At 65.7% G+C, this 12,053-nt stretch carries 10 protein-coding genes, 1 tRNA gene and 3 pseudogenes; 7 read left to right on the forward strand and 7 right to left on the reverse strand.

What is annotated here, in order from left to right; translation table 11 throughout:
* Window positions 1-85: 85 nt before the first annotated feature.
* The 3 genes from ADT71_RS24590 to ADT71_RS24600 are packed head-to-tail and all read left to right on the forward strand — an operon-like array spanning window position 86 to window position 2,730.
* A complete protein-coding gene (locus ADT71_RS24590; RefSeq protein WP_054441147.1) occupies window positions 86-850 on the forward strand; it encodes an alpha/beta fold hydrolase in 765 nt (254 codons plus the stop codon).
* A gap of 18 nt (window positions 851-868) precedes the next feature.
* Complete coding sequence (locus ADT71_RS24595; protein WP_054441148.1) at window positions 869-1,741, forward strand: tetratricopeptide repeat protein; 873 nt, start codon at window positions 869-871, stop codon at window positions 1,739-1,741.
* A complete protein-coding gene (locus tag ADT71_RS24600) occupies window positions 1,738-2,730 on the forward strand; it encodes an LLM class flavin-dependent oxidoreductase (protein ID WP_054441149.1) in 993 nt (330 codons plus the stop codon). Before ADT71_RS24595 ends, ADT71_RS24600 begins: the two co-directional genes overlap by 4 nt.
* An 84-nt stretch (window positions 2,731-2,814) precedes the next feature.
* Here the strand turns inward: ADT71_RS24600 and ADT71_RS24605 are convergent.
* The 5 genes and pseudogenes from ADT71_RS24605 to ADT71_RS24620 form a co-directional block, all read right to left on the reverse strand.
* Window positions 2,815-3,155: pseudogene (locus ADT71_RS24605) on the reverse strand (hypothetical protein).
* A gap of 39 nt (window positions 3,156-3,194) precedes the next feature.
* Entirely contained in the window at window positions 3,195-4,082 is an 888-nt protein-coding gene (locus ADT71_RS24610; protein WP_054441151.1) for a bestrophin family protein, read from the reverse strand.
* Window positions 4,079-4,351 carry a hypothetical protein gene (locus ADT71_RS24615; RefSeq protein ID WP_231636166.1) on the reverse strand — a complete coding sequence of 91 codons (273 nt, stop codon included), beginning with the start codon at window positions 4,349-4,351 and terminating at the stop codon, window positions 4,079-4,081. The genes ADT71_RS24610 and ADT71_RS24615 overlap by 4 nt, the downstream gene beginning before the upstream one ends.
* A 141-nt stretch (window positions 4,352-4,492) precedes the next feature.
* Window positions 4,493-4,648 carry a hypothetical protein gene (locus ADT71_RS31690; protein WP_156336816.1) on the reverse strand — a complete coding sequence of 52 codons (156 nt, stop codon included), beginning with the start codon at window positions 4,646-4,648 and terminating at the stop codon, window positions 4,493-4,495.
* A gap of 121 nt (window positions 4,649-4,769) precedes the next feature.
* The gene (locus ADT71_RS24620) at window positions 4,770-5,750 is read right to left on the reverse strand and encodes an agmatine deiminase family protein (RefSeq protein WP_054441152.1); all 981 of its coding nucleotides are present in this window, start codon (window positions 5,748-5,750) and stop codon (window positions 4,770-4,772) included.
* Window positions 5,751-5,927: 177 nt separating this feature from the next.
* Here ADT71_RS24620 and ADT71_RS24625 point away from each other — a divergent pair, with 177 nt between their 5' ends.
* The 4 genes and pseudogenes from ADT71_RS24625 (at window position 5,928) to ADT71_RS24640 (ending at window position 10,778) form a co-directional block, all read left to right on the forward strand.
* Window positions 5,928-8,639 carry a bifunctional [glutamine synthetase] adenylyltransferase/[glutamine synthetase]-adenylyl-L-tyrosine phosphorylase gene (locus ADT71_RS24625; RefSeq protein ID WP_054441165.1) on the forward strand — a complete coding sequence of 904 codons (2,712 nt, stop codon included), beginning with the start codon at window positions 5,928-5,930 and terminating at the stop codon, window positions 8,637-8,639.
* Complete coding sequence (locus ADT71_RS24630; protein ID WP_054441153.1) at window positions 8,636-9,121, forward strand: peroxiredoxin; 486 nt, start codon at window positions 8,636-8,638, stop codon at window positions 9,119-9,121. Before ADT71_RS24625 ends, ADT71_RS24630 begins: the two co-directional genes overlap by 4 nt.
* Window positions 9,121-9,911, forward strand: a pseudogene (locus tag ADT71_RS24635) (ferritin-like domain-containing protein). Before ADT71_RS24630 ends, ADT71_RS24635 begins: the two are co-directional and overlap by 1 nt.
* A gap of 238 nt (window positions 9,912-10,149) precedes the next feature.
* Window positions 10,150-10,778: pseudogene (locus ADT71_RS24640) on the forward strand (M23 family metallopeptidase).
* A gap of 117 nt (window positions 10,779-10,895) precedes the next feature.
* Here ADT71_RS24640 and ADT71_RS24645 read toward each other — a convergent pair.
* On the reverse strand, window positions 10,896-11,762 hold the full coding sequence (locus ADT71_RS24645; protein ID WP_054441154.1) for an SMP-30/gluconolactonase/LRE family protein: 867 nt from the start codon (window positions 11,760-11,762) through the stop codon (window positions 10,896-10,898).
* Between the two features lie 120 nt (window positions 11,763-11,882).
* Window positions 11,883-11,959 (reverse strand) — tRNA-Met (locus ADT71_RS24650).
* Between the last annotated feature and the right edge of the window lie 94 nt (window positions 11,960-12,053).

The raw sequence follows: 12,053 nt of genomic DNA on the forward strand, positions 1-12,053 counted from the left end.
TGCCGCGAACCGCGAACGGGGCAACCGGAACTCTTGCAATCATCGGCACTTGTCCTGAAAGCGCTCACCCCCCAGATGAGCCGCCATGACCGACACGCGTTATCTGGAGCTGCCCGACGGGCGCCGCATCGCCCACCGCTTCACTCCCGGCACCGGACCCACGATCGTGTTCCTGCCCGGCTACATGTCGGACATGGCCGGCAGCAAGGCCACGGCAGTATTCGAAGCGGCCCGGGCGGGCGGACGGCCCTGCCTCCTGCTCGATTATTCCGGCTGCGGCGACAGTCCCGGCGATTTTGCCGATGGCACGCTCACCCGCTGGCGGGACGAAGTGCTTGCGGTGATCGAGGCGGCCGGGCTGGGGCAGGTCGTGCTGGTAGGTTCCTCGATGGGCGGCTGGCTCATGCTGATGGTCGCCGAGGCGCTGGCCGCATCCGGGCCGGACAAGGTCAGGGGCCTGATCGGCATCGCCGCCGCCCCCGACTTCACCGAATGGGGCATCGCCCAGATGGACAAGAACGTTCTCGCGGATGGCGAAACGATCTGGGAAGACAATCCCTACGGCCCCGAACCCACGCCGACTCACCCCGGCTTCTGGGCTGACGGACAGGCCAACCTCATGCTGGAAAAGGAAATCGCCTTCGACGGCCCGGTCCGCCTGCTGCACGGCCAGCGGGACGAGGAAGTGCCGTGGGAGATTTCCGTGCGCCTGTCCGAACGCCTGCGTTCAGCCGATGTGCAGGTCTCGCTCATCAAGGACGGTGACCACCGCCTCTCGCGCGAGTCCGACATCCACCTGCTGCTGCGCACGGTTGCCGAACTGATCCTCGCCCGCGATCCGGCGGCCTGATCTAAGGACCGTCCCCCCATGCCCTTCCTTCTTCCCCTCATGCTGATGCAGTCCACTCTCGATGCGGGCGGCATTTCCAGCCCTTACGCCTCGGCGCTCCCGCGCGAAATCGTCGAGAAGAAGGAAGATCAGGAGCGCAAGCGACGCTCCGAATCCGCCCAGTTCTCCGGCCCGCTCCCGCTGCGGGCGGAGAACGGCTGCCTGCTCGCGGTGGAGGCCGATCCCGAACGATCCGCTGATATCGCCCGCAAGGCGCTTTCCAGCGCCCAAGGCCGCGAACGCGTGCGCGCCGGGCTCTGCCTCGGCGTTGCGCTTGCCGACCTCAACCGCTGGGACGAAGCGCGCGCCGCCTTCACCCAGGCCCGCGACATCGCCGATCCCGGCGATCATCTCAGCCGTGCGCGGCTAGGCGCGATGGCAGGCAATGCCGCGCTGGCGGACGGCAAGGCTGGAGAAGCGCTCATGCTGCTCGGCCCGGCAGCCGCCGAGGCGAAGACCGCCAATGACGGCTCGCTCGGCGGTTCGATCGCGCTGGACCGGGCCCGCGCGCTGGTTTCGGTCGGCCAGAACGACGAAGCCGCTGCCGCCCTCACCGACGCGCGCACCGCGGATCCCGACAATGCGCAGGCCTGGCGGCTTTCCGCCACGCTTTCGCGCCGCCAGAACAAGCTGATCGAAGCCCAGACCCAGATCGAGAAAGCCGCGCAGCTTGCCCCGCAAGACCCCGAGATCGGCCTTGAAGCCGGTGTCGTCGCCGTCATGGCGGGTCGCGACGAAGCCGCGCGCCGTAGCTGGAACTCGGTGCTCACCATGAGCCCCGAAAGCCCTTACGCCGCCACCGCCAAGGAATACCTCAGCCAGCTGGGGCCAGAAGGAACATCAAAGCCATGATCCCGCTTTCCGTCCTCGATCTCGTCTCCGTGCGCGAAGGCGGCACTGTCGCCGAAGCGCTCGCCATTTCCGCCCGCACCGCGCAGGCTGCCGAAAAGGCCGGCTATGCGCGCTACTGGGTGGCGGAACACCACGGGATGGACGGGATCGCGGGCGGCGCCACTTCGGTCGTGCTCGCGCACATCGGCGCGGCGACATCGACGATTCGCATCGGTGCGGGCGGCATCATGCTGCCCAACCACACTCCCTATGTGATCGCCGAGCAGTTCGGCACGCTGGCGGCGCTGTTCCCCGGCCGCGTGGACCTGGGCCTCGGCCGGGCAGCGGGTGCGGACGGCCGCCTTGCCAATGCCCTGCGCAAGGACATCCACGGCGCGTCGGAACGCTTTCCCCAGGACGTGGTGGAGCTTCAGGCCCGTTTCGCCGGACAGGCGGTGGGCGGGGTCTCCTCGCCGCAGGCGGACGGGGCGGACGTTGAGATGTGGCTCCTCGGCTCCAGCCTGTTCGGTGCCCAGCTCGCTGCCATGCTCGGCCTGCCCTACGCCTTCGCCTCGCACTTTGCCCCCGCCATGCTCGACGAGGCGGCGCGCATCTACCGCGAGCGGTTCCAGCCCGGCAAGGTGCTGGACAAGCCTCACTTCATGGCCGCCATCAACGTGGTTGCCGCGGACAGCGACGAGGAAGCCCGCTACCTCGCCTCCTCCACCGACCAGAGCTTCGTCGCGCTGCGCACGGGAACGCCGGGACGCCTGCCCCCGCCGATCCGCAACTATCGCGAAGACCTGCCCGGCCCGGCCAAGGCCATGCTCGAACAGGTCCGCTCGGTCAGCGCCATCGGCACGCCGGCGCGGGTTCGGGATGAGATGCACGCCTTCATCGAGCGCACCGGCGCCGACGAACTGATCGTGTCCGGCGCGATCTTCGACCCCGATGCGCAGATCCGGTCCCTGGAACTGACGATGGACGCTTTCGAGACGGCCGGAGCGTAATCACCTTGCGGAATATCCGGGGGTAATCTCCCGGATATTCGCCGCGACCTTCCGGAATGCGCGCACGCCGCCCGGGCGGCGTGGTTATCCGTTTTGCTTCAGGCGCTCCAGCCAGGCCTGCGCCTGCTTCGGCTCTCCCACCGCGTCTGCCCGGACCGGGCCGCGCGCGGCGAGGAATTCCTGATGGAGCGCGAAGCATTCCATGTCGAGCTGTTCGCGAAGATCGTCGATCTCGTCTGCCAGCTCATTGAGCGCATCGACCATCGACGCCGCCTTGGCCCGGCCGCTTGTCCTTGTTGTGGTCGAACAGGCCCCCATTGCCCCGCGGCGGTGACACGCAGCGCATCGACGAGCGCGGCGCGATATTCGATTTCGAGATCGGCACGGCGGTTGTCCATGCGTTCGAGGCGGTCTGCTTTGGCCATGGCTATGCTCCTAGGCTTCCATGGCGGAAGGTCAACGCATCACCACAGGATACCCTGCTTGTCGGGCGTGATCGGCGCCGGCGCTTCCTCGCCGATCGACTGGAGAAGGTCGATCTCGATGGTGCGGCACATGGCGTTCAGCGGCAGATCGTGCACGGTATTGGCGAAAGGATCAACCAGGTCGTCGCCGATGGCCAACACCGCAAGGAACATGATTCCCGCAATCGTCGAGCCGAGCGGCGTGGCCACGCCCAGCGTCTCGACCAGTCCGATCGGCAGCAGGATGCAGAACATGTGCGTGAAGACGATCGGGAAGAATCGGTACTGATAGGGCAGTGGCGTGTTCTTCAGCCGCTCCATCCCGCCCTGCGCATTGGCGATATCGACCAGCACGGCTTCCATCTGCGCCTGCTGGATCGTGTCGATCCAGCCCTTCTGGCGCGCTTCATCGATTCGGCGGCCAGTCTCGTCGAGAATGCCGTTGGCGGTATTGGCCCGTTCCAGCGAGGCATCGGCATCCCCGCGCGAAAGCATGCGCAGCACTTCCGCATCGGGCTTGATGCGGCGAAGCTGGCAGCGCAGCGCGTTGACGTAGGCAATCTGGCGCAGGACGATGCGGCGCTTCAGTTCGGCCGCGTCCGGATCGGGCATGAAGTTGCGCGCGGCGCGCGCGATGTTGCGGCTCGCATTGATCATCAGCCCCCACAACCCGCGACCTTCCCACCATCGCTGGTAAGCCGAATTGCTCCGGAAGCCGAGGAACAGCGCCAGCGCCGAACCGAACAGTGTCACCGGCAGCTCGGGCGCATGGAACGGCAACACGAAGTAGGTCACCGTGACGATGACGTCCCAGACGAACAGCAATGTCAGCGGTTTCCAGATCTCGCGGAATATCTGGACGGGTTGCAGCGAAGGTGTGACGATCATCGCTTGGCGGAATCCCCTCCTTGGGCCGAGGCATGTGAAAGCGCGACCGAGGTTCCCGAAACCGGCCTCAGGGTGAACCAGTCAGCCCTGTCGATCGCCACGAGAAATCCGAGCACGCCCAGCCCGAACAGCAATAGCAGAAAATTCCCGATGAGCGATTGGCGAAGGCGAGCCCGCTCGGCGTCAGTCATATGGCGCATGGTGAATCTCCTTTTCCAGTCACCGCGAGAGGTAAACTGGGGAAGGATGATTTCGATTGCATCGACCATTCGTGACAATGTTTTGCTGCAACGCAGCAGGCACGATGTGCGGTGCAGCAGAAACGGCGAGCCGTAAATCTGCGCGAAAAATGTTCTGAAACGGAAGGGAAATCCTTTGCCGCGCGGTACCCCCGGCGGCGCATCGCCCCGTCAGAAGGGGAGCGAAGCCTTGGCGAGAATGAGCGCGAGTGCGCATCCGCACACAAGAATACCGCGCAGAGCGCCCGCCTGCGTGAGGTTCGAAGCCTTCAGGCCCTGGGGCCGAAGACCATGAGCGCTGAGCGCAAGTGCGACGATACGTGCCATGAACGCCGTCATGGCCCGTGAGGCGTTGCAAATCGGTTAAATCGGGTGGTTTTCGTGCCGGTAACTTCTTTCTACCGGCACGTGGGACTCCGTCCGGCCCTGAGCCGGACGGAACACCCGGTCAGCGGGAAGGCATCTGCTGGCTGGAGCAGTGGAACGACCCGCCGCCCGCCAGCACGGCGTCCGCCATGACGCCCACGGTATCGCGGTCCGGGAACAACGCGGCGATCGCGGCGACGCCCTCGTCGTCGTGCTCGGTACGATAGACCGGCACGACCACCAGCTTCGAGGTGATCGCGAAGTTCATGTAGCTGGCCGGTTCGATCCGCCCGTCACTTTCGACGCGTCCCGGCGAAGGAACCTCGCGCACCGTCACGCCCATTGCCTCGGCGCGGGCCTTGGCATCGGCGTAGATCCCGGCATTCGGGTCGTTCGGTCCCGTCGCACGCGGCAGGGCCAGGACATTCGGCGCCACGAAGCGGGCGAGATTGTCGACATGGCCGTCAGTGTGGTCGTTGATCAGACCATCGCCCAGCCACAGCACCCGGTCATAGCCCAGATCGCGCTTCAGGCGCATTTCCAGATCGGCACGGGTGAGGTGCGGATTGCGATTGGGGTTGAGCAGGCACTGCTCTGTCGTGGCGACAAGCCCGGTGCCATCACCGTCGAGCGCGCCGCCCTCCAGGATCCAGTCCGACGTCTCCACCTCCAGCCCGGCATCGCGAGCCAGTTCGGCGCCGATCTCCTGGTCGCCGTCCATCAGGTACTTGCCGCCCCAGCCATTGAAGCCGAAGCGCATCGCCTTGAGCGCCCGGTTTCCGTCGGCCACGACCAGCGGCCCGGTATCGCGCAGCCAGACGTCGCCATAACGGCGCACTTCCAGCGAGACTTTCGACGAGACCAGCGAAGCCGCCCGCGCACGGTTGGCCTCGTCACGCACGACAAGGCGTACTTCCTGTCCCGATTCGGCGACGGCAGAGGCGAATTCGGCCATCTGCACTTGCGCGGCTTCGAGGAAACCCGGCCATTCGACGGGATCGTGCGGAAATCCGATCCAGATCCAGTCCTGCGGATGCCATTCAGGGGGAAGGGCGAACGTCACGGGGCAACCTCCTTCAGCCGCGGCGCAAGGCTTGTGCCGCGGGAACGGCCGAGCCGATAGAAGAGCGCCGGCCCTGGGGCAATCCCGCAATCATCGGGCCGAAGAGCATGCTGCAATGATCGTCTGATGCTTGCCCTTGGCGACAGTGCCGGGCAGGAAGCCGGGATGGATGCCGAAATGCAAGCAGACTGGGCCGGCGCGATCGCCCGCGCCCGCGCCCACGCCCCCTATCTCTCCAGCGCGCTAGGCCGCCTGCCCGCCCTGACCGAACTGCTCGCTGCGGGACAAGGCGAGGCCGCGCTCGACTGGGCGCGTGCCGCCGGTGAAGGCGCTCCCAGCGTCGGCGCGGCCCTGAGGCGCGAAAAGCAGGCCATGGCTCTTGCCCTCGCGATCGGCGACCTTGCCGGGGCCTTCCCCCTGCTCACGGTGACGGGCGAACTGTCCGCCCTGGCCGACCGCGCGCTCGACGCCGCCATTGCCGAGGGCATCCGCCGCCGCGTGCCCGATGCCGAGCCTGCGGGCTTCCTTGCCCTGGCGCTCGGCAAGCATGGTGCCCGCGAACTCAACTACAGCTCTGACATCGATCCGATCCTGCTGTTCGATCCGCAGCTCCTCCCCCGCCGTGACCGCGACGAGCCCGGTGAAGCCGCCCAGCGCGTGGCCCGCGCCGTGGTCGAAACGCTCGCCGGGGTAACCGAGGAAGGCTACGTCTTCCGAACCGACTTGCGATTGCGCCCGGCGTCCGAAGTCAGCCCGCTGGCGATCTCGATAAATGGCGCCCTCACTCACTACGAATCCTCCGCCCTCGCCTGGGAGCGCGCAGCCTTCATTCGCGCCCGCGCCTGCTCGGGCGACATTGCGGCGGGCGAGGCATTCCTTGCCGCCATCCGCTCGTTTGTCTGGCGCAAGAGCCTCGACTTCGGCGCCATTGCCGAAATCGGCCGCCTAACCGCACAGATCCGCGCCAATACCCGCGGAAGTGTCACCGTCGGCCCCGGCTTCGATCTCAAGAAAGGGCGCGGCGGCATTCGCGAGGTCGAATTCTACGCCCAGACTCACCAGCTCATCCACGGCGGCCGCAACCCCGCGCTGCGCCTGCGCGGCACCCGCGCAACACTGGACGCGCTGGCCGAAGCCGGGCTCGTCCCGCCCGAGGATGCGCGTCTGCTTGGCGAAAGCTACGATCGGCTCCGCACCGTCGAGCACCGCTTGCAGATGATGCAGGACCAGCAGACCCATTCCCTGCCGACCAGGCCCGAACTGCTGGACGAAGTCGCCCGTCTGGACGGCCTGCCGGACGGCGCCGCCCTGATTGCCGAGCTGACCGGAATCACCGAAGCCGTCGGCGAGCGTTACGATGCGCTGGTCATGGCCAATATGCCCAGCGGGCCTGCAATCGCGATTGCCACGCCTCCGCAGGAAGACCTGCGCGACGAACTGATGCATCTGGGGTTTGCCGATCCCGACGCCATGGTCGTCCGGATCGAAGGCTGGCTTTCGGGCCGGATGCGGGCCCTGCGCAGCGACGCGGCACGGCTTGCCTTCGAAGCGATTCGCCCGAACCTGCTTGCCGCCCTGGCCGCGGCACCCGAGCCGGAGCGGGCCATGGCGCGCTGGGAACAGCTCCTCAACAACCTGCCCACGGCGATCAACCTGTTCCGCCTGCTCGAAGCACGCCCGGCCCTGATCGAGCGGCTGGCGCGAATCCTCAGCCTCGCTCCCCCGCTCGCCGATTCGCTTGCCCGGCGTGCTGACCTGCTTGACCCCCTGATCGACGCAAGCGCCTTCGACCTGCCCGGCACCCTGCCCGAACTGATCGCCGAGTTCTCTCGCTTCGAACCCGGCGACGATTACGAACGCAAGCTCAATACGGTCCGCCGCAAGGTCGGGGATCGCCGCTTTGCCCTGGGCGTGCAACTGATCGAAGGCGTGAACGACCCGCTGGACATCGGCCATGCCCTCGGCCGGATCGCCGAGGCCGCGCTCGTGGTTCTGACCGACGCGGCGGTTACGGAATTCCGGGACGTTCATGGCAGCGTGCCCGGTAGCGAACTCGTTGTACTGGGCCTTGGCCGAATGGGCGGCGGCGTGCTCACACACGCCTCCGACCTCGATCTAATCTATCTTTTCACCGGCGATTTCTCGCAGGAATCGGATGGACGGCGGCCGCTCGGCGCCACGCTCTACTACAACCGCCTGTCCCAGCGGGTGACGGCCGCGCTCTCCGTGCAAACCGCCGAAGGCGCGCTTTACGAAGTGGACACAAGGCTGCGTCCCTCCGGCGAGCAGGGCCCGCCCGCCGCCAGCCTCGACAGTTTCGCCCGCTACCAGCAGGAGCAGGCATGGACCTGGGAACACATGGCGCTCTGCCGCGCCCGTCCGCTCCGCGGCTCGCGCGAAGCTCGCGGCAAACTGGGCACGATCATCCGCGATGTGCTCACCGCTCCCCGCGATCCGGCCCGGCTGCGCACCGATGTACTGGAAATGCGCACCCGCATGGCCGGCCACAAGCCGCCGAAAGGCCCGCTCGACGTCAAGCTGATGCGCGGCGGGCTGGTGGACCTGGAATTCCTTGTCCACTTCACCCAGTTGCGCAGCGGGGAAGGTCTCGATGCCGACCTGGGCGAGGCGGTCCGCCTGCTGGCTGCAAAAGGGCTGCTTCCGGCAAGCCTTGAGCCTGCGCATGACGTGCTGACGCGCCTGCTTGTCGCCGCCCGCCTGCTCGCCCCCGATTCACTGAAACCTGTGGATGCCGCCTGCATGGCGCTGGTGCGCGCATGTGGCTATGGCGACTGGCAAGACCTCGAGAACAGCCTGGCCCGGGCCCGCGCGCAAGTTGCCGCGGCCTGGCAACAGGCCTTCGACGAAACACTGGAGACCACCCCATGAACACTCCTGCACCCGGAAACTTCGGCACCGGCGACACCTTTCCCGATATCGCGCTCGAAACGCCGGAAGGCGGCACCGTGAAAGTCTCGGACTTCGCGGGCAGGAAGCTGGTCGTGTTCTTCTATCCCAAGGACAGCACCCCCGGCTGCACCACGGAAAACATCGATTTCTCGGCCCTGAAGGACCAGTTCGATGCGGCCGGAACCGCACTCCTCGGGGTGAGCAAGGACTCCGCCAAAAGGCACCAGAACTTCATTGCCAAGCACGATCTCAAGGCGCCGCTCGCCACTGACGCCGAGGAAAACGGACTCTCCGACGCGCTCGGCATCTGGACCGAAAAGCAGAACTACGGCCGCACTTACATGGGCATGGTCCGCACCACCTACCTGATCGGCGCCGACGGCAAGATCGCCCGCGTGTGGGACAAGGTGAAGGTCAAGGATCACGCACAGCAGGTACTGGAGGCCGCGAAGGCGCTCTGATGACCGGTTCCGTTGCGGCAGCCATCCGCGAAGCGCTGCTCGAATGTAATCCCTGGGCCAAGGCCATGGCCACGCGCAAGGTCGCGCGCGACTGGCGGCTCGGGAAACTCTCCTTCGCGTTCGACGTGGGAATGCCCGACCTTTCCGGACGGCCCGATGCGCCCGAACTGCTGCCCCCGAACCGCATGCCCAAACGCGGCAAGGGCGGGTCCGAGCGCGGCCGGATCGCCCTGTGGCATGCGCTGGCCCATATCGAATTCGTCGCGATCGACCTTGCACTGGACATGGCAGGGCGCTTCGGCGGGGAGATGGACGAGGGGTTCGTAAGCGATTTCCTGTCGGTCGCGGCGGACGAGGCGATGCATTTCGCCCTGCTCGATCGCCATCTGCGAACACTCGGCAGCCGTTACGGCGCGCTGCCGCCCACGATGGCCTCTGGGAAGCAGCGCATGGAACCCGTCACGACGTGGCTGCCCGCCTCGCAGTGGTTCCGATGGTGCTGGAAGCGCGCGGTCTCGATGTGACCCCGGCCACTCTCGAACGCGTCCGGGCTAACGGCGACGAACGCGGCGCGCGCATCCTCGAGCGAATCCTTGACGACGAAATCCGGCACGTCCGGTTCGGCGCAATTCATTTCGCCGAGGTCGCCAAACGGTTGGACGAGGACCGGGACAGCCTCTGGAAATCCTTGGTTTCCCGCCACTTTGGAGGGGCCGTTAAGCCACCGTTCAACGACTCGGCGCGTCTCGCTGCCGGTTTATCGCGGGATCTATATGCCGGACTTGCCTGATCTAATCCGTTCGGCATAACTCCAATTCGCGAGACGGCGGGGGGTTCCGACCATCTCCAAAACTTAGGGTTTGCGCGGCGTACCTTCGGTTCGCCTGCTTAGAACAAGCGTCGTGGCTTCGCAGCACGCGGCGGATAACAAGGTATTGCGAGTGGTCGTAACGAAATTCTTCGCCAAGTTCCGCGCAGTGACCGGTGCCGTCGCCGTCGCAGGTTCCCTAGTCGCCGCTCACCCGGCGATGGCCAACAGCAGCGCTGCCGCTGCCGATATCTCCGCCCCGCTTCGTGCCTCGCAGGCCGCGAACCAGTCGGCCGGCGGCGGTGAGGACGAGCAGTTCCGCAACCTTTTCAGCTCCTGGCAGAACTTCGAGGAAACCGGCCTCGCTTCCGCCAAGGCCAAGCCCGCCATTCCTGGCGCGGCCAAGCTCAGCGCAGTCTCGATCCCTTCGCGTACTCCGCTTGAAGGCCTCAAGCTGACCAGCAGCTTCGGCATGCGCAACCACCCGATCCTCGGCGCCGCCGCGCCCACAAGGGCATCGATCTCGGCGCCCCGATCGGCACTCCCATTTACGCTACCGCTGATGGCGTCGTCGGCAAGGCAGCCTGGTTCGGCGGTTACGGCCTGTTCGTTTCGCTCGAACACGGCGGAGACCTCGAAACCCGTTACGGTCACATGTCGCGCCTCAACGTTGCCGAAGGCCAGATGGTCCACAAGGGCGACGTGATCGGCTTCGTCGGCACCACCGGCAACTCTACCGGCCCGCACCTGCATTACGAAGTCCGCGTTGACGGCGAAGCGGTCAATCCGATCCCCTACATGCAGGGCGATCGCATGGCTGCCGCCGAAACCGACGCCCAGGGCGGCTGAGGCAAAAGTTCCAGGTCGGCCAGGGACCGCGCAAAGACGGACCGGCCATCAAAGATTTGGAGAGGAGGGAAGAGGCGGTCGCAAGGCCGCCTTTTCTTATGGGCGCGCGAGCATCAGCTATTCGCGGCCCAGCCTGAAACAGGCCGTTGCAAGCGGCGCTCCCGGAACAGGGCTCCGTGTACGATAGATTGCAGAGTTCCGGTCCCTCAAGGGCTGCCCTTCGGCCAGAGCCTGTGCTGAGCCGGGGTCGACGATCGTTACATATAGATCGCTCAGATCGGCCCCGCCGAAGCGGACGTTGGTACAGGCCTTTCCTGGCAATGCAAGGCGCCGGACTTCGCTTCCATCCGGACGGAGGCAGCGAAGCTCACCCGAAGCAAAGCCGGTGATCCAGAGATTGCCTTCTGCATCCAGTGCCATCCCGTCGCAATCCGGCATGTCCAGAAGCGTGATCGGTTCGCCCAGGCTCCCGCCCTTTTCGATCGGGAAAGCCCTGACGGCCGCAAAACTCTCGTTGAAATAGAGAAAAGAGCCATCGGCGCTGACACTCAGGCCGTTCGCAAACGCCAGCCCGCCACGTACTTGAGAGAGCACGCACTCGCTCGAAAGGTGCTGGATGGATGAAGGTGCCGGTCGCCTGCCGGCGAGGATCGCGGCAAGATCGATCGTGCCGAAATATATGCCGCCAGCCCCATCCGAGCGCATCTCGTTCACACCGGCCAGTCCATCGACGAGATTACCGAAGGCATGTGTTGCAGGGTGAACCCATTGGATACCCCCGCCACCACTCACCAGCAGGCTGCCATCCTCGTTCAACAACAGCCCGCCGACCATGGAGCGCTCAGGCAGCAAGATCCGATCCCCTCCAACCTTCCGCACACCGCCTTCCACGACATCGGTAAACCAGACATCCTCGCCGTCAACGAGGAGGGCTTCGAGATAGAATCCCGTAGCGAGGCATTCGAACTCGATCCCGGCTCCCAAGCGACTTCCTTTCCCAAAGCGCATCATGGCGACGCGTTTCGAGATTGATCATATCGGAGTTTGTGAGGGTTTGCGCGCTATGCTGGTGGGTAGCGCGTGTGCGATGCCGCCGTACATCATTGGTTGCGGGGGTAGGATTTGAACCTACGACCTTCAGGTTATGAGCCTGACGAGCTACCGGGCTGCTCCACCCCGCGTCACCGATGGTTTTGCGTTTTTCAAACGCGAAGAGGGCCGCTGGGGCCCTCTTTGAGGGCTTTTGGGCCCTTTGTCATTGTGATGGGTTTTTTT

The sequence above is a fragment of the Novosphingobium sp. ST904 genome, assembly GCF_001298105.1.
In the GTDB taxonomy this organism is placed as follows: Bacteria; Pseudomonadota; Alphaproteobacteria; order Sphingomonadales; family Sphingomonadaceae; genus Novosphingobium.